This window comes from Arthrobacter sedimenti (genome assembly GCF_042652025.1).
Taxonomy (GTDB): domain Bacteria; phylum Actinomycetota; class Actinomycetes; order Actinomycetales; family Micrococcaceae; genus Arthrobacter; species Arthrobacter sedimenti.
Genome location: NZ_JBHSDQ010000001.1, coordinates 933,747 through 956,374, shown reverse-complemented (window position 1 = coordinate 956,374; position 22,628 = coordinate 933,747). Strand labels below are relative to the sequence as shown.

Sequence of the window (22,628 nt, the reverse complement as noted above, 5' to 3'; positions counted from 1 at the left end):
GTGGAAAAAGTGTTGGACCATCTCTTACGAGGAGGGAAGCCATGTTGATGCGAACCGATCCGTTCCGCGAGCTGGACAGGCTGGCCCAGCAGGTCCTCGGTACCACCGCACGCCCGGCAGCGATGCCGATGGACGCGTGGCGTGAGGACCAGGAATTCGTCGTGGCCTTCGACTTGCCCGGCGTCGCGGTGGATTCGGTGGACCTGGATGTGGAACGGAACGTCCTGACGGTGCGGGCGGAACGGCCCGATCCCGTGGGCAAGGACACCGAACTGATCGCCGCCGAACGGCCGCGCGGCGTCTTCAGCCGCCAGTTGATCCTCGGCGACACCCTGGACGCGGACAAGGTCAAGGCCAGCTATGACGCCGGCGTCCTGACGCTGCGGATCCCGGTGGCCGAAAAGGCCAAGCCGCGCAAGATCGAGATTGAAACGAAGGGGGCAAAGCAGGAGATCTCCGCATAGCCGGCAGGGATCCCGCCCGGTGCAGAATCCGAAGGGGTCCAACAAAAGGCTCGGGAGGCGGGCACATCTGTTGACTGCCTTTTTGGGGCGAATCGCCATCTGTGCAACGCCACAGCGCCAGACAGCGCATCGGCAGCGTAGGCCTTAACCTTCCGACACGGTGGCCCCCGGGTTTAGCCGGGGGCCATCCGCGTGACAGCGCATACTGCAGGCCCGCGTCAGACGCTGAATTCCAGCATCAGGGCGGGCAGTTCGTCAGCCAGTTCGCGGGCCAGGAAGCCGAGCGGTCCCATCCTGCTGGCCAAGCGGTCCCCCGCGGCTGCATGCAGGTGGGTTCCCCAGCATGCTGCCTGGGCGCCGGTAGTTCCGCGGGCACGGAACCCGGCGATGGCTCCCGCAAGGACGTCGCCGCTGCCGGACGTGCCCAGCCCGCCATACCCCGTGGTGATCTTCCACAGCTCCGGCTCGTCCGGGTTCAGGCCGGGCGGCTGGGTTATCAGCCCCTGGCAGCTGACCACGGCGCCGAACCTGGCGGAAATCTCGGCCAGGTCCTTTTCGAGATCATTCACGTCCCGCCCCAGCAGGACCTCCGCTTCCGTCGGGTTTGGGGTGAGGATCAGCCTTCCGTGCCACGGGCCAAGTTGGTCCTCCAGCGGCACCAGGGCACCCAGCGCGTAGGCATCGAGGACGACGGCGGGACCTTCCCCCGCGCCGGCGTCGCCTTGGGCGCCGCTACCCGCGCCGCCCTCGCGGCTGAGCAACGCTTCCAGAAGTTCATTGGCAAGGTCGGGATCGTCCAGGCCCGGGCCCACCAGGATGGCGTTGGCTTTATCCAGGTAGGAGGAAATCCGGTCCAGTTCCGGCTTAACAGAGCCAGCGGCGGTTTCCGGGAGTCCGATCGAGCCGCACTCGGGCACGGCCACTCCCAGCTGCACTGACACCGATTCGGCCACCGCCAGTGTGAGCTTCCCGGCCCCGGCGCGCAGGGATGCGGTGCCGGCCAGGAGGGCTGCCCCGGGGGTGGCCCGGGCCCCGCCCACCACCAGCACCGACCCGCGGGAATACTTATCAGCGCCCGGCGCCGGCAGCGGCCACTCCCGCAGGAGCGACGGCGTCACCAGGGTGGGGCCGGATGCTTCAGCGCGGGCGGACACTGGTGTCTCCCGCGTGCTGGGTGACCTCGACGCCCTGCTCCGCCAGATGGTCGGCCACGTTGAAGCTTTCCAGCGTCCACGGCCCCACGCCCGAGGGCCGGACGAACTTGGTCAGTGACGCGTTGAGGATGGCCTCCCTGGCCGCCAGGTCCAGCAGTTCCTTTTCGCTGAGGCCTTCCAGGACATACCGGAACAGCATGATCACGGCGTCATGGCACACCAGCATGACCCGCTGGCCCATGCCTGTGCTGTTCAGCTCCGCCAGGACGGCCCGCAGGCGCAGCGCCACGTCCGCCCACGATTCCCCTCCGGGCGGCCGGTAGTACAGCTTGCCCAGCCAGTCCCGGCGCTCGGATTCCCCGGGGTAGCGGTTCTCCACTCCCAGCCGGGTGAGCCGGTCCAGGATGCCTAGTTCGCGGTCACGAAGCCTTTCATCGGTGCGCACCTGCAGCGGCCAGCCGGCGGTTTCCACCGCAATCTCAGCCGTTTGCCGCGCCCGGGCATAGGGGGAGGACACCACCGTGTCGGGACGGAACTGCTCCGCGATCCGTCCCAGTGCCGTACCCAGCGCCTTGGCCTGGTCCCTGCCGGTACCGGATAGGTTCACATCCGCATCGCGGGCGGGAACCTCGATGACCTCCACGCCGGCTTCACGGGCCTCGGTGGCCGCAACGTTGCCTTCGCTCTCACCATGCCGGATCAGCAGCAGCTCCACCGCCCCGGCCTGCTGGACCGCCTCCGTCAGGCCGCCGTCGTCCGCTGAAGTGCTGTCCGCTGAAGTGCCCTTCAAAAAATCACCCCGTCCTCACTGTTCCGAATGCGTGAACACTACTAACGGCGTACCCAGGGGGTGGCGCAAAATAACCGACGACGGCGGCGGCAGCACCTGGGTGCGCCGCCGCCGCTGCAGCACCACGCGGCTCGACGCGCATATTGCTCCGCGACGCGCACAGTCATCGTCGCGCCCCAAATATTGGCGCGTCAGGGAATCTGCGCGTCGCCAGTGGCTATCTGCGTCGCGGAACGGGAGCTACCGTTCGGGCGTCAGGACCTTGGAGAACACCGTGGCGCCGTTCGCGTTCCGGAGGCTGGCGGTGAAGCTGTTGTCCCCGCCCAGCTCCACGTGCCCGAAGAACTGGTTCTCGCCGTCGCGCGGTGACTCCCCGGCGAAGCGCCCTGACTTAGAGAAGACCACCTCGGGACCGAACGTGCCGTCCATGCTGTTGGGGCCGAAGGAACCTGCGGCGATGGGTCCGGCAACGAACTCCCAGAAGGGGTCGAAGTCGGTGAAGGCGGCACGCTCGGGGGAGTAGTGGTGGGCGGCGCAGTAATGCACGTCCGCGGTAAGCCACACCGTGTTCTTCACACCGTTGCGCTTGAAGGCACTCAGCACGCCGGCGATCTCGAGTTCGCGGCCCAGGGGAGCACCGTTGTCGCGGTTGGACAGGCTCTCCTGGTTGACCGGGCCGTCCGGCACCACGATGCCCAGCGGCAGGTCGTTCGCGATCACCTTCCATGTCGCCTTGGACTTGGACACCTCGCGGATGAGCCAGTCCACCTGCTCCTGGCCAAGAATGTTCGTGGCGTAGGGTTCCTTGCCGTCCGTGTTGGGGGACTTGTAGGTGCGCATGTCCAGGCAAAAGATGTCCAGCTGCGGGCCCCTGGAGATCTTCCGGTAGATCCTGGCCGGCTGGTACTGGCCGGCGTCGTCGAACGTTCCGGGGCGCCAGATGGCCGAGCTGTCTGCGATGGGCATGTTTTCCTGCCACGCCTGCCGGCCGCGGGCGGCCAGGGTGTTGACGTCCCGCACGGTGTAGCGGGAGTCGTCCAGGATCTGGCCCGGGTACCAGTTGTTGTGCGTCTCGTGGTCGTCCCACTGCGCGATCACCGGCACGTCCGCGAACATGGCCCGCATATTGACGTCCATGGAGTTGTAGCGGTGCCGGCCTCGGAATTCGGTGAGCGTCTCGGCCACCTTGGACACCTCCTCCGTGACCAGGTTCCGCCAGACCTGGCCGTCTTTTTCCACCACGGTTTCGGCGATGGGCCCGTCGGCGTAGATAGTGTCGCCGGAGTGGATGAAAAAGTCCGGGCGGGCCTGGTGCATGGCCCGGTAGCCCCGCATCCCGCCGATCTCCTCGTTGATGCCCCAGCCCTGGCCTGCGGTGTCGCCGGTCCACACAAAGCTTTGGGCGGACGACGCCGGGACGTCACCGCCGTTGCTGGTGTCACCAGTGCGGCCCTTGCCGTTGACCGTCCCGGTGTCCGGCGCCGTGCGGAAGCTGCCGCGAACCGTCTCACCGGCCGCGCCGCCGTCGTCCTCGAAGCTGATCTCCAGGGCGAAGCGGGTGTTGGACGGCAGGTTTCCGGCGTGGATCTTGGCCGTGAAGTCGGACGCTTGGGTGGCGCGGGGCCCGCGGAGGACCCGCTCAAAGGCGCCCCGCCCGCGCAGGACCTGGCCGCCGTCGTCCACTGCCCGCAGGACGGCCGTCATCCGGCCGGCGCCCGAGGCACGGGACCAGAGCACGGCGGAATCGGAGGTGACGTCGCCGGTGGCGATGCCGCTGGGTAGGGTGAGCCGGTTGCGGACCAGCGCGACGCCGGCGGGAGACTGGGTGGCTGCCGAAGCGTTGGCGGCGGGAACGGAGGCCAGCGCGGCGGCGAGGACGGAACTCTTGACGACGGTGCGGCGGGAAACCCCGGCCTGGGAAGATTCGCTCATGACCTCAGGTTTTCCCCGGCCGGCACACAGACTCCGACGCCTCGGTGAACGGGCGGTATACGACGCGCAAATTCCCCCGCGATGCGCCAAGCCGCGGCCGCACCCCGAATATCGCCGCGCCAGGGAATCTGCGCGTCACCACCGACTTGGCGCAGCGCACCTCTCCCCGAGGCCCGGGGCACCCCGCCCTATGGCTTCGCGAAGTCGCCGATCCGGCCCTCCCGCAGTGCCGCGCCTACGGCTGCGATGCCCCCGTAGTCGGGAAACAGCACGGACTGCCCGGCCACGAAACCGGAGCCCGCCGTCGGCAGCGTCATGGTGCCGATGGCGTTCACGTCAAGGTTCCGCAGGCTGTAGGCCAGGATGGCGGCCTGGACGGGGTCGAAGGCCTTGTCCACGGTGAGGCAGCAGGAGGCGAAATCGACCAGGGACCGCACCGCGTTCACGTCGTTGAGGGCACCGCCTGCGGTGAGGCGGGCCAGGATGGCGCGGAGCATGATCTGCTGGTCGCGGACGCGCTGGAAGTCGCCGTCGGCGAAGGCGTAGCGCTCGCGGGAAAACTCCAGCGCCGCCTGCCCGTCAAGGTGGTTCATACCGGCGGGGAAGACGTGCTGGGTCTCAATGCTGGACTGGAACGGGATGGGCACGTTGACGTCGATGCCGCCCAGGCCGTCCACCAGGATCTTGAACCCGCCGAAGTCCAGCATCAGGGTGTGGTCGATGGTGATCCCCAGCAGCTGCTGCACGGTGGCAGTCTCCATGTCGATGCCGCCATACTGCAGGGCGGCGTTGATCTTGGCGGCCCCGTAGCCGGGGATGTCCACCCAGTTGTCACGGTTGATGGAGATGAGGTAGAGGTTCCGCCGGTCGGCGGGGACGTGGACCACCATGAGGGAGTCCGCCCGCTGGTCCTGGGCTTCGCCGGTGGCTGCCGTATGGGCGGCGGCGTCGCGTGCCGGGGTGCCGCCGCGGATGTCACTGCCGATGACCAGGATGTTCATCGGGGCTGCAGGCAGGTCCGGGATAGGGGCAGGCGAGGGTGGGGGAGCAGGAGCAGGAGCGGGCGGGGGCGTTTCAGAGGGAGTCGGTGTAGGCGTTTCGCTGGGCGACTGTGTCTGGGTGGCCGCCGGCTGCGCTTCCTGGCCGGCGCGGTTCAGGCTGAAGATCGCGATTCCGGCCGCTACAACCAACGCCACCGCCACCAACACCGCGATCCAGCGGCGGCGGCCCAGGGCAACCAGCCAGGCGGGCCGGTGGGCGGATTGGCCGGCGGGCTGCGAACCGGAGTTGCCGGGACCGCCGGGGCCGGATGGATCAGAACCGCCTGGGATGCTCATGACGCCTCCACCTCACTGTGACTGGTGGGATCAGTGTCCGTCCGGCAGGGCCTCATTGGCTACATAGTTGTCCAAACTGTCACCTGCCGGCGCGTCGCCGGCTTGCGGCAGTGGGATCCGGGGTCCGCCGTTCCTTGTGTCCTACAGCTGGGCGGCGTCGGGGCTCACTGGTGCGTTCAGGCGGGCGTGGCGCAGGATGGAGACGATCGCGGGGGCCAGCTGGTCCTCCATCTCACGGTAGACCTCGGGCGAGCGGCGGTATGGGTCCACGATGTCATTTTCTGCGGGGTCGGCCGGAAGCGAGAGGTGCCGCACCCCGGCGGCCCGGGCGGGCAACCCCCGCCAAAAGGCGGCGTTGGCAGCAAGCCGGGACTCGTCGTCGGGCGCTGCTTCCTGGGGAGGCCCGGCTGGCTGGGTGTCAGCTTCGGCGGCCCGCTGGTCCAGGACGTTGAGCATCCGGGCGAACTCGCGGATGGTGAAGGTCCGCTTGAGCAGGGAGGCGTCCAGCTGCAGGACCTCGCCGCGGTGCCCGGAGGTCATGGTGAGCACCAGATCCACACCGCGCAGGATCTTGGGGGTGAGCTGCCGGGCAGCGAAGCCTTCGGGATTCCCGCCGAAGGTCCGCACGATGTCCGCCGAGATGGGCTGCATGGGCTGGCCCACCAGGGCGCGGGTGCCGGCACTGGAGACTTCGAAACCGCCGGGCACTACTTGGTCAAGCCCCGCCTGCAGCAGCCGTTCGGCCACGGGCGACCGGCAGATGTTGCCGGTGCAGACGGTCAGGATTCGTACTGGTGCGGAAGTGTCCAAGGAGATGTTCTCTTTTCCCAGCTGGCGGCGGATCCGTTCGGGCCCGTGCCTTTCAACTTAACACGCGACGGTGCGGCGGCGGCTCCCGGACCGGGTGCCGCCGCCGCACCGTTCACGTTTCCCGCCGGGCCGGCGGGCTGTCCCATGGCTAGAGCGAGGCCAGCAGCTGCTTCATCTGCGTGATCTCCGCCTGCTGCGCGTCCACGATCTCGTGGCCCAGCTTCACGGCTTCAGGTGACTTGCCGGCGCTGATCTCCTGCTGGGCCATGTCGATGGCGCCCTCGTGATGGCCGATCATCTGCTGCAGGAACAGCCGCGCAGCCTCGGCGCCGGTGGCGGACTTGAGCTTGTCGATGCCGGCGTCGTCCACCATGCCGGTCATGCCGTGGCCGGTGTGGTCGCTCATCGCGGCGGGCACGTTCCAGCCTTGGAGCCAGCCTGTCATCTGCTCGATCTCGGGGGCCTGGGCCGCCTTGATTTTGGTTGCCAGGGCGGTCGCCTCTGCTGGAATGTCCTGCTTGTCCAGGATGATGCCGCTCATCTCCACCGCCTGTGCGTGGTGCGGGATCATCATCTGGGCAAACATGATGTCGGCCTGGTTATGGTTGGCATCCGCGGCGGGGCTCATGCCGGCGCCGGGCATGGTGCTGGACATCGGGCTGGCGCTGCCGTGGTCCATGGGCATGCTGTTGCCGGATCCGGCATTGGCTGCGCATCCTGCGAGGCCGAGCGAGGCAGCCAGGGCAGCAGCAATGGACAGGGTCTTGATGGTGGTGTTCATGGTTGTCTTTCAGGGAAGTAAATGGACGGGGCCGTAATGGGGTGGCTCGGTCCGGTTTACGTCCGGCTGATCGACAGGTCGCAGGGGGTGGGGCTGGGCGGCAGATAGCTGTAGCCGGCGCCGCGCTTGCCGGCGGCGGCCGGTACAGGCAGGTTGGCCAGGGATGCGTGGGGTGGGGAAATGGTGACCGGGCCGCTGGGCGCCGTGGGGACGCAGGGCGCCCCCGGTTCCTGGGCGGCCGGGCAGGAACCGCCGCAGCCGGCGGACCCAAGGACCGGTTCGTCCAGGGCAGGGTCCGGGGCCCGGGCTGTGGCATGGTGGCCTGCGTGGACGGCATGGACATCACCGGCAGAATGCGCGACGGCGGTGTGCCCGGCGATTGCCCCTCCGGACATTGATGCGTGGGAGGAATGCCCGGAGGTGAGCACGTGCATGCCCAGCAGCCCCGCGATGACGGCCAGAGTAGCTGCCAGCAGACAGGCGCGGCGAAGGAGGGACGCCACGGCGCGGGTGGTCACGGCGTCCCTCCTTTCACTGGGCCTGGCTGTCACTCGGCCTGGAATAATCAACGGACCTCGGACGGGTTCAGTTTCAGCCGCCGAAGGAGCTGGGCGTTCAGTGCCACCACAACGGTGGACGCAGACATCAGCACAGCACCCGCCGCGGGCGACAGCACCACACCGGCGAACGCCAGGACACCGGCGGCCAGCGGCACGGACAGGACGTTGTAACCGGTGGCCCACACCAGGTTCTGCCACATCTTCCGGTAGCTGGCCCGGGACAGGTCCACCATGGACAGCACGGCCCGTGGGTCGTTTCCCGCCAACACCACGCCGGCGGATTCCACTGCCACGTCGGTGCCGGCGCCGATGGCGATCCCCACCTCGGCGCGGGCCAGCGCGGGGGAGTCGTTGACGCCGTCGCCCACCATGGCCACCTTCAACCCGCGGCCCTGCAGCTCGGCCACTTTCTTGTCCTTGTCCGCGGGCAGGACCTCGGCGAACACTTCGTCGATGTCCAGGTCCGCGGCCACGGCCTGCGCCACCTGGTGCGCGTCGCCGGTTACCATGGCCACCTTGACGCCCCGCCGCTGCAGGGCTGACACGGCCTGCCGCGACTCCGGCCGCACCGCATCCTCCATGCTGACGGCACCCAGGACGTTGCCGTCGTCGACAACGTGGAGCACGGCGGCTCCGCGGTCCATCCACGCTTTGGTGCTCCCCGCCAGAGAAGCAGGTTCGACGACGCCGAGCTCGCGCAGCAGTGCCGGCCCGCCCACGTGCACCGTACGGCCGTCGACGCCGGCCCGGACGCCGCGGCCCGTCAGGGAGGTGAAGCCGGTGGCCTGAGGCAGCACCAGGTTCCGTGCCTTGGCAGCGCGCACGATGGCCCGCGCCACGGGGTGCTCACTGTCGGACTCCACGGCGGCGGCGAGGGCCAGCACCGTGTCGGCATCCGCTCCTTCAGCCACGGCGACGTCCTTCAGCTCCGGCTCGCCCGTGGTCAGGGTGCCGGTTTTGTCGAACAGGACCACGTCGATGGTGCGCATCCGCTCCAGCGCCATCCGGTTCTTGATCAGGACGCCGGCCCGCGCCGCCTGCTCCGTGGAGATGGCGATCACCAGCGGGATGGCGAGGCCAAGCGCGTGCGGGCAGGCGATGACCAGTACGGTGACGGTCCGGGTGACGGCGTCGGGAACGCTTCCCATCAGCGTCCAGGCGATGAAGGTCAGGACGCCGGCGCCGGCGGCAAAGTAGAAGAGGAAGGCTGCTGCACGGTCCGCCAGGGCCTGTGCGCGGGACGATGAAGCCTGTGCTTCCTCCACCAGCCGCTGGATCCCGGCCAGGGCGGTCTGGTCGCCCACGGCCGTGACCCGGACGCGGACGCTGCTGTCCGTGGCCACGGTTCCGGCCACCACGGGATCGCCCGCGCCGCGAGCCACGGTCTTGGATTCACCGGTGATCATGGACTCGTCGAACTCGGCCTGCCCGTCCACTACGTTGCCGTCAGCAGGCATGCGGGCGCCCGGACGGACCAGGACCAGGTCCCCGGGGTTGAGCTCGGAGACGGGGACGGTCTCGGTGCCGCTGTCATTGATGCGCTCGGCTTCGTCCGGCAGCAGCGCGGCGAGGGCATCAAGGGCGCCCTGCGCGGAACCAAGGGCGCGCATTTCGATCCAGTGCCCCAGCAGCATGATGGCCACCAGCAGGGCCAGCTCCCACCAGAAGTCCAGGTCGAAGCCACCGATTCCCAGGCTGGTGACCCATGACGCGGCGAAGGCCACCGTGATGGCCATGGCGATCAGCAGCATCATTCCGGGCGTACGGTCCTTGAGCTCCTGCAGGCCGCCCTTGAGGAACGGCTGTCCGCCGTACAGGAAAATTACGGTGCCCAGGACCGGGGGGATCCAGGCGGACCCGGGGAACTCGGGCGGCATGTAGCCCAGGAGGTGGGCCATCATGGGGCTGAAGTAGACCACGGGAATGGACAGGGCCAGCGTCAGCCAAAACCTGTTCTTGAACATGGCCGTGCTGTGCCCCGCGTGCTGGCCGTGGGTGTGGACCGTGTGGTCGTCGTCGTGCTGGCCGTGGCCGCCGTGCTGCGGGTGCCCGGTGTGTTCGGTATGCCCCGCGCTGTGTGCCGGGGGCTCCGTCAGCGTCCGGCTGGGCGGCTGGTGGTGGTCATGCCCGCCGCCCTGGTGGTGTACGTCGGGGTGGTCCTGCATATCGTGTTGATCCTGCATGGTTCCTCCTTGGAGGCAATCGCTGCCCGGCTCGACCCGGGGCTGCGGAAAATGTTCAGGCCGCGCGCGGGGCGCGGTCCATCTCAGGCCAGGACGTAACCGGCGTCAGCCACAGCGCGGCGGACGTCGGCTTCGGGTACCGGGCCTGTGACGGCAAGCCGGGAGCGGCCGCCAGGCACCAGGTCAACCGAGGCTGCGGTCACGCCCGGGAGAGCGGATACAGCAGTTTCGACAGACCGGACGCAGTGCCCGCAGGTCATGCCCTCCACCGCAAAGTCGCGGTGGGTGGAGGCATCGGCGTCGGCAATTCCGACGGCGGCGGGAGACTCCTGCGGGTCGGCTGCACGGAGGGTGCTGGCCGGCTCGGCTGGGGCGCAGCAGCTGCAGCCGGAAGATGCGAGGGGGAGTTGGGGGCGGTTCCCGCTGTTCATGTCAGTTCCAATCCGTTGAGGGAATCAAGGGGTGCTGGGGTTGAACGGCTGTGAAAGGCTGGTGCGGGTGCGCCGGCCGGGACATACCACTTCACTGACAACACCGCCAATATACCCCCTAGGGGTATCAAGGTCAAGCACTCTAACGCATCTCCACCGGGACTACCATGGGACCTCCCGCACTACCTTCTGTTGCGCAAGGAGACCATACTTGAAGGAGCGAGGACAGAGCCGGCCCGCTGGGGGCTGGCCATTGCGGGAGGTGCCCTGTGACGGAGCTCAGCGATCTGTACACGTATTCGAGTGCCCTCGGAGACAGCGAAAGCGATGCCGGGATCTTCAGGGTGGACTTGGAGCCTGCCGGTCCAACCTTCCAGTGGTCGGACGGGATGTTCCGGCTGCACGGTTACCAGCGCGGCGAGGTTGTGCCCACGCTGGAGCTGATCTTCGCCCACAAGCATCCCGACGACAGGGAACAGTGTGAGGAAATTGTGGGGCACGTTTCCACCACCGGCGGCTTCTTCTGCATGTATCACCGGATTGTGGACGCCCATGGGAAGACGCGGCGCGTGCTGACTGCCGGCGAGGCGGTCCTTGGTGACGACGGATCAGTGGTGGCGCTCGAGGGCGTGACGGTGGACCTCAGCCGCACGCTGCAGCGCGAAACCGAACAGACGGCGCGGGACGCCGTCGCGGGCGCTACGGCAACCCGGACCGTGATCGATCAGGCCCGCGGGATCCTCATGGGCCAGCTGAAACTCGGCTCCGATGACGCGTTCCAGATGCTGGTGAGCACCAGCAGCCACCGGAACGTCAAGCTGGTGGTGGTGGCGGCGGAACTGGTGCAGCTGGCCAACTCCCCGGAGGCCCGGATCTACCTGGACCGCGCGGTGCGGGCCATCCAAGTGCACGGCGCGGCGGACCACGCGGGAGGCCGCCGCGCCGGCTAGTGGTGCTCCACCCAGCACGCAAGGATGGTGGTGGAGAGTTGGTAGGCCAGGGCGTTGCGGCTCAGGGCGTCGGGACCGACCGCGGCCGGAAGCGCTGACGCGTCCACCTTCAGCACAAAGTTGTCCTTTTGGAACACGGCAGAGCCGGCTGCGGTTTCGTAGGCGGGGAAGCCCAGGTTGGCCAGACCCTCAATAGGCGTGACACCCGTGGCGAGGGCCTGCATGGCATCAAAGTAGGTCCGCGCCTTGGCCTGGTCAGGAGCTTCCTGCACGGAAATTGTCAGTGCGCCCTCCGGCAGGTGGTAGGTGCAGGTGAAAGTGCTGTTGGCCCAGTTGCTGACGGTGTGCGGTTTCTGCTTGAGGGACAGGATGGTGGTCAACCGGTCCATTGGCTCGTCCCCGCACACCATTTTCGCCGCTTCGCTCGGGGCTGCCGGACCGGCCTGCGGGGCGGCCGGGTCGGTGCCGTGGTGCCCGGCATGCCCGGCATTCGGGGTTTCCACGCTGGCGGCAGGGGACGCGGCCGGAGGGGCATCGCCGGTGGATCCTGCCGCCGCCGCACAACCGGAGAGCGCCAGGGACAGCGCCAGGGGCGCCAGCAGGGAAACGCGGTTCTTCATGGCCATCCGTCCTGGCCGCCCCGGTTGAGGCGACCGTTGTGTACTGTCCAATTAGGCTTTGAGCTTGGCGAAGACAACGTAGTTGTCATCGAAGAGGCCGGTGGCGGCGTCGTAGCCGTCGCAAGTAATCAGCCTCAATTCCGAACCGGGCGTGTTTCCGTAGACCTCCACGGTGGGGAAGTTGTCCTTGCCGTAAACGGCGCCCCGTTCAACAACGAAGGTGGCCGTACTGCCGTCCGCCCGTGTCACCTTGACCTCGGCTCCGGGTGTGAGGGTGCGGAGGTCGGCGAAGACCCCCTTGTGGCCGCCGAGGGCGTTCACATGGCCCAGCAGCACGGCGGGACCGCGCTCCCCAGGAGTGGGCGAGCCGTTGTACCAGCTGGCGGGGGCACCGTTGCCGGTATCCTCCGGAACCTCCAACGATCCGTTGGCACGCAGGCCAAGGCTCAGCAGTTCCGTGCGGAGGCCAATCACGGCAATGTCCAGGACGGCCGGTTCGGATCGGGGCAAGACCGGCGGTTCGGCCGCGGTTGGGGCGGTTGCCGCAGCCGGGCTGGAAGGCGAGGGTGTCTGCGGGTGGGCCGCCGCAGCGGACGGCGTTGGGGCGCTGGAGGAGGCGGTGGCAGTGGCAGCCGCAGGGCCGGCGTCGGACGTTCCTGGCGTGGTGCCGCACCCCGCCAGGGTGAGCAGGAGCAGAAGCCCGGCAGCCGCAGGGGCCCGAAGGCTCCTGCGGCTGCCGGAGTTCAGGAAGGACATGACAGGGTCAGCCGGACTCAGGCTGCAGAACCGGAACTGCGGCGACGAACCAGGTAGGCACCGCCCGCGGCTGCTGCCAGGACCAAGCCACCGCCCAAAGCGAGGACGCCGGAGTCGGTTCCGCCGGCCTGCTGGGCAACGCCGGTGTCAGCGCCACCGGCAGGCATCTTCATTTGGCCAGCCTTCAGCGTCCCGCACAATGCAGGGGAGGTGGCAGCGAGCGGGAGGCTCGGGACCAGGTCGGATTTGGCGGCCTGGGCGGCCGGGCTGAGGGTGGCGGGATCCAGCCCGTGGACAACCACGACGGCGGTACCGGCTTCCAGGGCGGCCTTGGTGTCGGCGTTGAGCTCGAAGGTGCGGTCAACGGTGTAGCTGGCTCCCTGGCCGGCCAGCTTGAGGTCCAGGCCGGCAGCAGGACTGGTGTCACCGCTGGTGGAGAGGGTGGTCACGATCCCGCCATAACTGGGCGCGCCCTCGGTGGTGGAAACCACTCCGTCACCGTCCTTGTCCGCCGACGGTGCGGGGCAGACGCCCTGGGCGCCGCCGTGGATGTGCTGGACGTGCGGGTAGGGGGCGTTGTTGAAGGTGGGAGCCAAGCCGGAGACCTTCAGGACGGCGTGCGCCTGGTTGCCGGTGACATCCACTGTGACAGTGCCCGAGGCCGAGCTGCCGTTGATCTGGGAAAGGGTGGACTGGTAGGTGTGGTCGGCTGCGGAGGCGGGACCGCCTGAGAGGGCCAGGGCGCCCAGGGCCAGGGTGGGAACCGCGAGGAAACGAAGTGTCTTGTTCATCGGAAAGCATTCTCCTCATGCGAGTGACGTAATGTCCCAGATGAGGGACATCAATGATTCGGTGCCACCAATACAGCCGGATGGGTATTTTTGTGAATTGCCCCACAAAATTTGTAAAGGCCCCCGGGGAGACGCGTTTGGGAGGGGGCGGCGCCGCCCGTAAAATAGACGAAGGTGCGCCGGGAAGTCTGGTCGGCATGACATTGTCGAACCCGGATTTAAGGACGCCTGCATGAATTCCAGCACGCCCGCCCCCAAGAAAAACTCGTTCTTCGGCTCCACGGTCTTCTCACGCGGCAGCTATGCGGAAGCGCTGCGCATCGGGGAGATCCTTCGCAAGGAAACGGTAGGCGGCGCCCTCCTGGTCATCGCCGCCGTCATCGCCCTCATCTGGGCCAACTCCCCGGCGTCGGACAGCTACTTTGCGCTCCGGGACTTCAAGGTGGGCTATGAGCCGTGGCACCTGGAACTGAGCCTGGGGGCGTGGGCGGCGGACGGCCTGCTGGCCATCTTCTTCTTCCTGGTCGGCCTGGAACTCAAGCGCGAGTTCGTGGCCGGTGACCTGCGCCAGATCAGCAAATCGATCGTTCCCGTGGCGGCCGCCGTGGGCGGCGTCGCGGTCCCGGCGGTGATCTACGCCGTCGTCAACCTTGCCAGCCCGGAGACGCTGCGCGGGTGGGCCATCCCCACCGCAACCGACATCGCGTTTGCCGTGGCCGTCCTGGCCATCATCGGCTCCCACCTGCCCAGCGCCCTGCGGATCTTCCTGCTCACGCTGGCTGTTGTGGACGACCTGATCGCCATCACCATCATCGCGTTCTTCTACTCCAGCGACATCCAGGTGGTGCCGCTGCTCCTGGCGCTCATCCCGCTGGCCCTTTACGCTTTCCTGGCGCAGAAGTTCCGCCGGTTCTTCGGCCTCCACGCGGCGGCCGCCTGGCTGCTCCTGCTTCCCCTGGGCGCCGTGACGTGGGCGCTGGTGCATGCGTCCGGCATCCACGCCACGGTGGCCGGTGTTTTGCTGGGCTTCGCCATTCCGGTGATCCGGTCTCAAGCATCCGGCGGACCCGAAGCCGGCCCCGGGCTGGCCGAGATCTTCGAGCACCGGTTCCGGCCCATTTCAGCCGGCGTGGCAGTACCCGTCTTCGCGTTCTTCTCCGCAGGTGTGGCCGTGGGCGGCTGGGCGGGCCTTGGCTCCGCCCTGACGGATCCCGTAGCGCTGGGCATCATCCTTGGCCTGGTCCTGGGCAAGCCGATCGGCATCCTGGCCACCACGTGGATCCTGACCAAAGCCACCAGGGCCACCCTGGACAGCTCCTTCAAATGGATCGACGTCTTCGGCGTTGCGCTGCTGGCAGGCATCGGCTTTACCGTGTCCCTGTTGGTGGCAGAACTCAGCTTCGGCAACGGCAGCGTGCACGACGACCACGCCAAGGTGGGCATCCTGGCCGCGTCACTGATCGCCGCACTGCTGGCAACGGCCGTGCTGCGCACGCGCAACCGCCAGTACCGGCTCGCCGAAGAGCTTGAGAAAGTCGATACGGACCACGACGGCGTCCCTGACGTCTACCAGGACCGCGCCTGAGCCCTCCCGCGGCTGCTCAGGCGGTGGCGAGCGGCGCGGCCGGAGGCTGCGGTTTGGCTGGGACTTCCAGCTGGACCGGAGCCGGATCCACGTGGCGGATCTCCAGTGCCTCGGGGTCCAGCAGCTTCCGGGTGCCGGTCCGGGCATCCAGGATCCAGAAGAGTTCCAGGGCCGTGACGACGCCGGTCACCTTACCCTTGTGGAAGAGCCTGCCCCGGTGCCACGCCTCGATCTGGTCGCCAACGCGAAGCTGGGCCGTACGTACTCCTTGTGCCTCCATAATGGGCTGCCTCCTGCTGTTGTATCCCCGTAAGCACAGCTTGCCGGGGAGACATTGCCGGAGTGTTTCCGCAGGGTGATTTTTCTGTGTCGCCTGTGACGGATGGTGTTCAGTCGTCCATTGGGAAGGCGACGGCTTCGCCCACCACCCGCAGGCACAGCTCCATGCCGGGCCGGGCGATCGAGGCGTTCCAGTGCCGGATGGTGATTACTTCGCCGCCGCCGGGGTAGCGGTGGTCGGCGTGCTCCGCCACTTCCTTGGGCACGTTCAGCTTCAGCCGCACGGTGGTTTCGGGGCCGAAGTAATCCGTGTCCACCACCACGCCGCGGATGGGGCCGTCCTCGGCTATGCGGATTTGTTCCGGCCGCAGCATCAGCTGCACCCGGCCCTGGGCCGGTGGCCGGCGCACGGGGATGCCGCCCAACGAACAGGTGGCCAGGGAGCCCTCCAGCCAGGCGTCCAGGATGACGGCGTCGCCCAGGAACTCTGCGGTGGCCCGGTCCGCGGGGCGGGTGTACACCACGAATGGATTGCCGATCTGCGCCAGCTTGCCGCCGCGCATCACGGCCACCTGGTCCGCGAAGGACAAAGCCTCGGCCTGGTCATGGGTGACCAGGATGGTGGTGACGCCGGCCTCGGCCAGGACCTTGGCCACGGCGCGGCGGGTGGCCACGCGCAGGCCCGCGTCCAGGGCGGAGAACGGCTCGTCCAGGAGCATCAGTTCGGGTTCGCGGGCAAGGGCCCGGGCCAGGGCAACGCGCTGTTGCTGTCCACCGGAGAGCTGGTGCGGCCGGCGCTTGGCCATGGAGGGATCCAGCGACACCATTGCCAGCAGCTCCGCCACCCGGGCGTTCACGGCGCGGCGTCCGCCGTCGAGCCTGGCCGGATTCAGGCCGAAGGCTATGTTCTGGCCGACGTTCAGGTGCGGGAACAGGGCGCCGTCCTGCGCCACGTAGCCGATCTGCCGCTTATGCGCCGGAAGCCACGCGCCGTCGCCGGCCACGGTGGTGCCGTTGAGCGAGATGGTGCCCGTGTCCGGGTGCTCGAACCCTGCGATCAGGCGCAGGAGGGTGGTCTTGCCGGAACCGGACGGACCCACGATCGCGGTGGTCCCGCCCTTGGCCACGGACAGGTTGACGCCCCTGAGGACCGCCTGGGATCCGAAGTTCTTGGTGACGTCCGTGATCTGCAGGTGGCTGTTGGTGGTGGCTGCCACCGAAGGGGCCACCCGAGGCTCTGGCAGCCTGCGGGTTGATGGTGCTGTCACTGTCCGGCTACTTTCTTGGACTGTTGGAAGAGGAGATAGGTCATGGGGGCGGAAAGCAGGATCATCAACAGCGCGTAAGGCGCGGCGCCGGCGTAGTCGATTTCGCTGCTCTTGCTCCAAAACTCCGTGGCAAGCGTCTTTGTCCCGTTAGGGGAGAGGAGCAAGGTGGCGGTGAGTTCGTTGGCAATGGCAAGGAACACCAGGGCAGCCCCGCCGGCGGCGGCCGGCGCGGTGAGCCGCAGGGTGACGCGGATGAACGCCAGAAGCGGCGGCTTGCCCAGCGCCTGGGCTGCCTCATCGAGTTCCTTGGGAGCCTGCGCCAGTCCCGCCCGCAGGTTCACCAAGGCGCGCGGGAGGAACAGGAGCACGTAGGCTGCCACCAGCACGCCGGCCGTCTGGTAGATCCCGGGCACCAGGCGGATGCTGACGGTCACGAAGGCCAGGGCCACCACGATGCCGGGCATGGAACTGGTGACGTAGTTGGACAGTTCCAGGGACTTGCTGAACCAGCCGGGCTTCCGGACCGCCAGGTAGGCCATGGGGAAGGCAACCACGATGGTGGCCGCGGCGCCGGCCAGCCCGTACCCGAAGGTGGCAAAAAGCGCGGGAAGGAACTCGGCGGCGGTCCATACGTCGGCGCCGCCGGCCACGATCCACTTGAGCACGTAGTACAGGGGGAGGCCGAACGCCAGCGCCGTGAGTGCCAGCAGGAAGACCTGGCCCGGGACCTGGTAGGCGTGCAGGGGGAGGCGCAGCGCCCTGGCCTGCACGCCGGAGCCGATCCTGGCGTACCGGGCGGTGCCGCGGCTGCGGACCTCCGCCAGCAGCAGGAGCAGGCAGAAGAACACCAGCACGCTGGCCAGCATGTTCCCGGCGGCGCCGTTGAACGTGGACCGGTACTGGGTCATGATCGCCGTGGTGAAGGTATCGAAGCGGATCATGGCGAACGCGCCGTATTCGGCGAGCAGGTGCAGCCCCACCAGCAGCGCGCCGCCCGTGAGGGCGATCCGCAACTGGGGGAGCACCACCCGGAAGAAGGCGCGCCAGGCGCCCAGCCCCAATGCGGCTGCGGACTGTTCGATGGCCGGGTCCAGCCGGCTGAGGGTCGCGGCCGCCGGAATGTACACCAGCGGGAAGTAGGACAGGGTGGAGATCAGGATCCCCGAGCCCAGGCCGCCCAGCGACGGGATGGCAGACACCCACGCGTAGCTGTTCACGAACGCCGGGACGGCCAGTGGCGCGGCCAGCAGGACCGCCCAGATCCGGCGCCCGCGGAGGTTGGTCCGTTCCACCAGCCACGCCCCCGCCACGCCAAGCAGCAGGCACAGCGGGATGGTGGCGGCCATGAGGAGCAGAGTGTTCATGAGCAGTTCGCCCACGCGGGGCCGCAGGATGAGGCCGACCGCGGTGTCCCACCCGGTTGCCACCGTCATGTAGGCCACGTACCCCAGCGGGACGAGGGAGAAGAGGGCGATCAGCACCGCCAGGACGGACACTGCGGAAACGCCGAAAGGCGGGCGGGGGCTGTTGCCCCGGCCCGCCGTCGTCGTGCTCCGCCTGGGGGGAGCCGATAGATCGGAGGTCACGGAATTAGAGTAGTCCGGCCTGGGTCATCAGATCGCTGACCTTCTGGGAGTTGAGCTTTGCGGCGTCCACCTTGGGGGCCTGCAGGTCCTTGATGGGAACCAGCTTGTCGTTGGCGGGCACGTCGGAGCCGATGGCGTACTCGAAGGACGTACCGTTCTTCAGGACTTCCTGGCCCTTCTTGCCCGTGATGAACTTCAGGAACGCCTGCGCAGCGGCAGCATTCTTGGAGGACTTGAGCACGCCGCCGCCGGAGACTGACAGGAACGCGCCCGGGTCCTGATTCTTGAAGTAGTACGGCGTGACGTTGTTGGAGTTCTCGCCGGTCTTGGCCTGGTCTCCGTAGTAGTAGTAGTGGTAGATCAGGGCGGCATCCACTTCACCGGCGTTGACGGCCTTCATGGCCGTGCTGTTGCCTTTATAGGCCTTGGAGTTGTCTTTCATGGCCTTCAGCCAATCCTCCGTGGCGGCTTCGCCCTTGAGTTCCAGCAGGGCCGAGACGATGGCCTGGAAGTCGGCGCCGGTGGGCGAGGCAGCCCAGCGGCCCTTCCACTCCGGGCTGGCCAGGTCAAGCATGGACTTGGGCAGCTTGTCCTCGGTGACCTTGGACTTGTTGTAGACCAGCACGGTGGAGCGGGCCGCGATGCCCGTCCACTTCCCGGTGGACGGGGAGAACTCGGCAGGGACCTGGTCCAGGGTGTCCTTGTTGACATCGGCGAACAGGCCGGCGTTCTCCACCTGCGTCATCGCGGGGGAGTTCTCGGTCAGGAACACATCCGCGGGGGAGGCCTGGCCTTCCTGGATGATCTGGTTGGACATTTCCGTGTCATCGCCCTGGCGGAGGGTCACCTTGATGCCGGTTTCGGCGGTGAAGGCGTCCACCCATTCCTTGGTGAGGCTTTCGTGCTGGGCGTTGTAGACAGTGATCTCGCCGGAGGGTGCGCCGCCGGAGGCGGAGGAGCCGTTGCCTGCGGGGGTGCCGCCGCCGCAGGCGGTCAGGCCAAGAGCTGCGGTGGCGGCGAGTGCGATTCCTGCCAGCGCGCTGTTGCGGATCTTCATTGAGGCTGCTTTCGGTGGGGAAAAAGTCTGCTTGAACCTAAAGTCCTATTAGGAAACATGAATGTTGCCTATGTCTGAAAACTGTAGGGTAGGCAAACCTAAGCTCCAAGCCGAAAAGCGCATTAAGTGACGAGGTTCACATCAATTACGAAACTGTGGCGTGACGTAATTGCCCCGATCAACGCCGGCCGCGCAGGGCCCGCATCACTGCCGCCGCCCCAAGGATACTAAGGCCGGGAGCGCCAGGACCGTTGTCGGGCTGGAACTGAACACCCTGGCCGATGGCGTGTTCCATGGCGGCATATGGCTGCTGATGGCTGCGGCGCCGGTCCTGGCTATCCGGGCCTGGAGGAACGGAACCCTGTCGCAAGGCTGGACCTCCCACCCTTGCCCTTGATCCGTGACACGGAAGCTGGCCTGCGCTGCGCAGAAACATCTCCGCTGCCCGGATTTGGACAGCGCCGATGCCTATGTGCCTCGGGAAGTAATTGGCGCGTCGAAAAGAAATTGCCGCGACGACAAAGAACGGCGCCAACTCCCTGTCGGGTGCCGGCGCCGTTCTTTGATGGGTGGCCAGGGGCCTACTTGTTCGGGTTGGGGTCGTGGAGGTCGTGCTCGCCGATATCGGCGGCGCCCAGGAGGCCTTCCGCCGGGGCGTTCTCTGTCGGATGCAGCCGGACGCTCAGCTCGGGGTGGTGCAGGTCCAGGGCGGGGCGCTCCGAACGGATCCGGGGGAGCGAGGTGAAGTTGTGGCGCGGCGGCGGGCAGGACGTGGCCCACTCCAGCGAAGCGCCGAAGCCCCAGGGGTCGTCCACCGTGACCTTCTTTCCCGCACGCCAGGTGATGAACACATTCCAGAAGAACGGGATCAGGGAGGCGCCCAGCAGGTAGGAACCGATGGTGGAGAACTGGTTCATGAAGGTGAAGTTGTCCTCCGGCATGTAGTCCGCGTACCGCCGGGGCATGCCCAGGACGCCCAGCCAGTGCTGGATCAGGAACGTGGCGTGGAAGCCAAGGAAGAGCATCCAGAAGTGGATCTTGCCCAGGCGTTCGTTGAGCATGGTGCCGGTGAACTTGGGCCACCAGAAGTAGAACCCGGCGAACATGGCGAACACCACCGTGCCGAACACCACGTAGTGGAAATGCGCCACCACGAAGTAGGTGTCCGAGACGTGGAAGTCCAGCGGCGGGGACGCCAGGATGATGCCGGTCAGGCCGCCGAAGAGGAAGGTGGCCAGGAACCCCATGCTCCACAGCATGGGCGTCTCAAAGGTCAGCGATCCGCCCCACATGGTGCCGATCCAGTTGAAAAACTTCACGCCGGTGGGCACCGCGATGAGCATGGTCATGAAGGCGAAGAACGGCAGGAAGATGGCACCGGTGACGTACATGTGGTGGGCCCACACCGTCACCGAGAGGGCGGCAATGGCGATCGTGGCGTACACGATGCCCTTGTAGCCGAACAGCGGTTTGCGGCTGAAGACCGGGAAGATTTCCGAGACGATCCCAAAGAACGGCAGCGCGATGATGTACACCTCGGGGTGGCCGAAGAACCAGAACAGGTGCTGCCACAGGATGGCGCCGCCGTTGGCGGGATCGAAAATGTGCGCGCCGAACTTGCGGTCCGCGCCCAGGGCGAACAGTGCGGCGGCCAGCGGCGGGAAGGCCATGAGCACCAGGATGGCCGTGACCAGCGTGTTCCACGTGAAGATGGGCATCCGCCACATGGTCAGGCCCGGCGCCCGCATGCAGATGATGGTGGTGATGAAGTTGACCGAGCCCAGGATGGTGCCGAAGCCGGACAGCGCCAGGCCGAAGACCCACAGGTCACCGCCGATGCCGGGGGTGAACGTGGTGTTGGACAGCGGCGCGTAGGCGAACCAGCCGAAGGACGCCGCGCCCTGCGGTGTGATGAAGCCGGAAACGGCAATGGTGGAGCCGAACAGGAAGAACCAGAACGCCAGGGCGTTCAGGCGCGGGAAGGCAACGTCAGGGGCGCCGATCTGCAGCGGCATGATGACGTTGGCGAATCCGGCGAACAGCGGGGTGGCGAACATCAGCAGCATGATGGTGCCGTGCATGGTGAACAGCTGGTTGTACTGCTCTTTGGTCTGCAGGATCTGCATGCCGGGCTCGAACAGTTCGGCGCGGATCAGCAGTGCCATCACGCCGCCCGCACAGAAGAACACGAAGGACGAGATCAGGTACATGTAGCCGATGGTCTTGTGGTCAGTGGAGGTGATCCAGTTGACCACAATGGTGCCTTTGGGGCGCCGGACCACAGCCGGCGCCGCCGTGGCGGCCGTTCCACCCATTCTCTGGCCTGTGGTGGTCATTACGGTGCCGTCCTTTACTCTGCTGGTTCCAAAGCCTGCGGTGCCGGTGCCGATTGTGGCTGCCGGTCAAAATCGTTGCCCAGGCTTCCGGTGTTGCCCTTGGCCTTCAGGTCGGCCATGTGGGTGTCATACTCCTGCTGGCTCACCACCCGGACCTTGAAGAGCATCTCGGAGTGGTATTCACCGCACAGCTCCGCGCACTTGCCCATGTATTCGCCCGTGCGGGTGGGGGTGATGCTGATATAGGGGTTGTACTGTTCGTGGCCCGGGTAAAGGTCGCGCTTCTGCAGGAAGTCCACCACCCAGAAGGAATGCTGCACATCACGTGACTGGAGGTGCAGCTCCACCTTCTTGCCGACGGGCAGGTACAGCGTGGGCAGCCGGTCCGGGGCGCCGTAGTCGCCGTTCAGGTGGGCCTGCTGTCCGGCGTCCTCGTGGACCTGTTCCTTGACGTAGTTGAAATCCCACGACCACTGCTTGCCGAAGACGTCGATCACCACATCCGGGTCGGGGTAGCGTGCATCGATGGCGCGCTGGTCCCGGTCCGTGAACACGAACAGGACGCCGATGACAATCAGCGGGACCGCGAGGTAGAACACCTCGAGCGGAAGGTTGTAGCTCAGCTGGGCCGGGAAGCCCACTGTGTTCTTCCTGCGCCGGTACGCCACGATGACCCAGATCATCAGGCCCCAGGTAATGATGCCCACGATCAGCGCGGCGATCCAGGAGTTGACCCACAGGTCAGTGATGAGCGGCGTTTTGTCTGTGGTGTCCCGGGGGCCTGGAAGGAAGCCGCGGGTGACTTCGGCGGAGCAGGAGGCCAGTGCCGGCAGGGTCAAGAGGCCCGCGGCCAGTCCTGCGAAGCGCCGCGCTCTCTGGTTCGTGAACGTTTTTTTACCCACTTGTGGTCCCTCCGGCACGTTCCAGAAGCCCAACTGCATGAGCCCACCGCACCAGC

The 22,628-nt window shown here is 67.2% G+C and carries 21 protein-coding genes; 3 read left to right on the top strand and 18 right to left on the bottom strand.

Going from position 1 to position 22,628, the window contains the following annotated elements:
• The first annotated feature begins 41 nt into the window (after positions 1–41).
• A complete protein-coding gene (locus tag ACFO0G_RS04520; protein WP_376976582.1) occupies positions 42–464 on the top strand; it encodes an Hsp20/alpha crystallin family protein in 423 nt (140 codons plus the stop codon).
• Positions 465–682: 218 nt separating this feature from the next.
• Here the strand turns inward: ACFO0G_RS04520 and ACFO0G_RS04515 are convergent, their stop codons facing one another.
• From ACFO0G_RS04515 to ACFO0G_RS04475, 9 genes are all read right to left on the bottom strand, one after another.
• Positions 683–1,618 carry an NAD(P)H-hydrate dehydratase gene (locus tag ACFO0G_RS04515; protein ID WP_376976581.1) on the bottom strand — a complete coding sequence of 312 codons (936 nt, stop codon included), beginning with the start codon at positions 1,616–1,618 and terminating at the stop codon, positions 683–685.
• Entirely contained in the window at positions 1,602–2,408 is an 807-nt protein-coding gene (locus ACFO0G_RS04510) for a histidine phosphatase family protein (RefSeq protein WP_376976580.1), read from the bottom strand. The genes ACFO0G_RS04515 and ACFO0G_RS04510 overlap by 17 nt, the downstream gene beginning before the upstream one ends.
• 240 nt (positions 2,409–2,648) lie before the next feature.
• On the bottom strand, positions 2,649–4,340 hold the full coding sequence (locus ACFO0G_RS04505; RefSeq protein ID WP_286398824.1) for an alkaline phosphatase D family protein: 1,692 nt from the start codon (positions 4,338–4,340) through the stop codon (positions 2,649–2,651).
• Between the two features lie 188 nt (positions 4,341–4,528).
• Complete coding sequence (locus ACFO0G_RS04500; protein WP_286398822.1) at positions 4,529–5,677, bottom strand: LCP family protein; 1,149 nt, start codon at positions 5,675–5,677, stop codon at positions 4,529–4,531.
• Positions 5,678–5,818: 141 nt separating this feature from the next.
• Positions 5,819–6,487 carry an arsenate reductase/protein-tyrosine-phosphatase family protein gene (locus ACFO0G_RS04495; protein ID WP_286398820.1) on the bottom strand — a complete coding sequence of 223 codons (669 nt, stop codon included), beginning with the start codon at positions 6,485–6,487 and terminating at the stop codon, positions 5,819–5,821.
• A 148-nt stretch (positions 6,488–6,635) separates the two neighbouring features.
• A complete protein-coding gene (locus ACFO0G_RS04490; protein WP_376976579.1) occupies positions 6,636–7,268 on the bottom strand; it encodes a DUF305 domain-containing protein in 633 nt (210 codons plus the stop codon).
• A 56-nt stretch (positions 7,269–7,324) separates the two neighbouring features.
• On the bottom strand, positions 7,325–7,786 hold the full coding sequence (locus ACFO0G_RS04485) for a hypothetical protein (RefSeq protein WP_286398814.1): 462 nt from the start codon (positions 7,784–7,786) through the stop codon (positions 7,325–7,327).
• Between the two features lie 47 nt (positions 7,787–7,833).
• A complete protein-coding gene (locus ACFO0G_RS04480) occupies positions 7,834–9,993 on the bottom strand; it encodes a heavy metal translocating P-type ATPase (protein WP_286404578.1) in 2,160 nt (719 codons plus the stop codon).
• A 101-nt stretch (positions 9,994–10,094) separates the two neighbouring features.
• Positions 10,095–10,442 carry a heavy-metal-associated domain-containing protein gene (locus ACFO0G_RS04475; RefSeq protein WP_286398812.1) on the bottom strand — a complete coding sequence of 116 codons (348 nt, stop codon included), beginning with the start codon at positions 10,440–10,442 and terminating at the stop codon, positions 10,095–10,097.
• Positions 10,443–10,711: 269 nt separating this feature from the next.
• Here ACFO0G_RS04475 and ACFO0G_RS04470 point away from each other — a divergent pair, with 269 nt between their 5' ends.
• Positions 10,712–11,392 (top strand): PAS and ANTAR domain-containing protein, encoded by a 681-nt coding sequence (locus ACFO0G_RS04470; protein ID WP_286398809.1) that lies wholly within the window; start codon positions 10,712–10,714, stop codon positions 11,390–11,392.
• Here ACFO0G_RS04470 and ACFO0G_RS04465 read toward each other — a convergent pair.
• Genes ACFO0G_RS04465 through ACFO0G_RS04455 form a run of 3 tightly spaced genes read right to left on the bottom strand, consistent with a single transcriptional unit; the run spans position 11,389 to position 13,559 of the window.
• Entirely contained in the window at positions 11,389–12,012 is a 624-nt protein-coding gene (locus ACFO0G_RS04465; protein ID WP_286398807.1) for a hypothetical protein, read from the bottom strand. The genes ACFO0G_RS04470 and ACFO0G_RS04465 overlap by 4 nt on opposite strands.
• Positions 12,013–12,063: 51 nt before the next feature.
• Positions 12,064–12,768 carry a sortase domain-containing protein gene (locus tag ACFO0G_RS04460; protein WP_286398805.1) on the bottom strand — a complete coding sequence of 235 codons (705 nt, stop codon included), beginning with the start codon at positions 12,766–12,768 and terminating at the stop codon, positions 12,064–12,066.
• A gap of 17 nt (positions 12,769–12,785) precedes the next feature.
• Positions 12,786–13,559: a CHRD domain-containing protein gene (locus ACFO0G_RS04455; protein WP_286398802.1), complete on the bottom strand. Its 774-nt coding sequence runs from the start codon at positions 13,557–13,559 to the stop codon at positions 12,786–12,788.
• A gap of 232 nt (positions 13,560–13,791) precedes the next feature.
• Here ACFO0G_RS04455 and nhaA point away from each other — a divergent pair, with 232 nt between their 5' ends.
• Entirely contained in the window at positions 13,792–15,144 is a 1,353-nt protein-coding gene (gene nhaA, locus ACFO0G_RS04450; RefSeq protein WP_286398799.1) for a Na+/H+ antiporter NhaA, read from the top strand.
• Between the two features lie 16 nt (positions 15,145–15,160).
• Here nhaA and ACFO0G_RS04445 read toward each other — a convergent pair whose 3' ends face one another.
• The 6 genes from ACFO0G_RS04445 to ctaC all read right to left on the bottom strand — a co-directional run bounded on the left by ACFO0G_RS04445 (position 15,161) and on the right by ctaC (position 22,572).
• The gene (locus ACFO0G_RS04445; RefSeq protein WP_376976578.1) at positions 15,161–15,424 is read right to left on the bottom strand and encodes a hypothetical protein; all 264 of its coding nucleotides are present in this window, start codon (positions 15,422–15,424) and stop codon (positions 15,161–15,163) included.
• Between the two features lie 109 nt (positions 15,425–15,533).
• Entirely contained in the window at positions 15,534–16,691 is a 1,158-nt protein-coding gene (locus ACFO0G_RS04440; RefSeq protein ID WP_376976577.1) for an ABC transporter ATP-binding protein, read from the bottom strand.
• Complete coding sequence (locus tag ACFO0G_RS04435; RefSeq protein WP_286398795.1) at positions 16,688–18,277, bottom strand: ABC transporter permease; 1,590 nt, start codon at positions 18,275–18,277, stop codon at positions 16,688–16,690. The genes ACFO0G_RS04440 and ACFO0G_RS04435 overlap by 4 nt, the downstream gene beginning before the upstream one ends.
• A gap of 4 nt (positions 18,278–18,281) precedes the next feature.
• On the bottom strand, positions 18,282–19,334 hold the full coding sequence (locus ACFO0G_RS04430; RefSeq protein ID WP_376976576.1) for an iron ABC transporter substrate-binding protein: 1,053 nt from the start codon (positions 19,332–19,334) through the stop codon (positions 18,282–18,284).
• A gap of 581 nt (positions 19,335–19,915) precedes the next feature.
• Positions 19,916–21,670 (bottom strand): aa3-type cytochrome oxidase subunit I, encoded by a 1,755-nt coding sequence (gene ctaD / locus ACFO0G_RS04425; RefSeq protein WP_376976575.1) that lies wholly within the window; start codon positions 21,668–21,670, stop codon positions 19,916–19,918.
• A 14-nt stretch (positions 21,671–21,684) separates the two neighbouring features.
• Complete coding sequence (ctaC, locus tag ACFO0G_RS04420) at positions 21,685–22,572, bottom strand: aa3-type cytochrome oxidase subunit II (RefSeq protein WP_376976574.1); 888 nt, start codon at positions 22,570–22,572, stop codon at positions 21,685–21,687.
• Positions 22,573–22,628: the final 56 nt, after the last annotated feature.

What these genes read in the sequence shown, in the direction of transcription:
- ctaD (WP_376976575.1), bottom strand. Translation starts at nt 21,670, where the DNA reads ATGACCACCACAGGCCAGAGAATGGGTGGAACGGCCGCCACGGCGGCG.
- ACFO0G_RS04460 (WP_286398805.1), bottom strand. Translation starts at nt 12,768, where the DNA reads ATGTCCTTCCTGAACTCCGGCAGCCGCAGGAGCCTTCGGGCCCCTGCG.
- ACFO0G_RS04475 (WP_286398812.1), bottom strand. Translation starts at nt 10,442, where the DNA reads ATGAACAGCGGGAACCGCCCCCAACTCCCCCTCGCATCTTCCGGCTGC.
- ACFO0G_RS04490 (WP_376976579.1), bottom strand. Translation starts at nt 7,268, where the DNA reads ATGAACACCACCATCAAGACCCTGTCCATTGCTGCTGCCCTGGCTGCC.
- ACFO0G_RS04455 (WP_286398802.1), bottom strand. Translation starts at nt 13,559, where the DNA reads ATGAACAAGACACTTCGTTTCCTCGCGGTTCCCACCCTGGCCCTGGGC.
- ACFO0G_RS04445 (WP_376976578.1), bottom strand. Translation starts at nt 15,424, where the DNA reads ATGGAGGCACAAGGAGTACGTACGGCCCAGCTTCGCGTTGGCGACCAG.
- ACFO0G_RS04500 (WP_286398822.1), bottom strand. Translation starts at nt 5,677, where the DNA reads ATGAGCATCCCAGGCGGTTCTGATCCATCCGGCCCCGGCGGTCCCGGC.
- ACFO0G_RS04520 (WP_376976582.1), top strand. Translation starts at nt 42, where the DNA reads ATGTTGATGCGAACCGATCCGTTCCGCGAGCTGGACAGGCTGGCCCAG.
- ACFO0G_RS04430 (WP_376976576.1), bottom strand. Translation starts at nt 19,334, where the DNA reads ATGAAGATCCGCAACAGCGCGCTGGCAGGAATCGCACTCGCCGCCACC.
- nhaA (WP_286398799.1), top strand. Translation starts at nt 13,792, where the DNA reads ATGAATTCCAGCACGCCCGCCCCCAAGAAAAACTCGTTCTTCGGCTCC.
- ACFO0G_RS04505 (WP_286398824.1), bottom strand. Translation starts at nt 4,340, where the DNA reads ATGAGCGAATCTTCCCAGGCCGGGGTTTCCCGCCGCACCGTCGTCAAG.
- ACFO0G_RS04480 (WP_286404578.1), bottom strand. Translation starts at nt 9,993, where the DNA reads ATGCAGGACCACCCCGACGTACACCACCAGGGCGGCGGGCATGACCAC.
- ACFO0G_RS04465 (WP_286398807.1), bottom strand. Translation starts at nt 12,012, where the DNA reads ATGAAGAACCGCGTTTCCCTGCTGGCGCCCCTGGCGCTGTCCCTGGCG.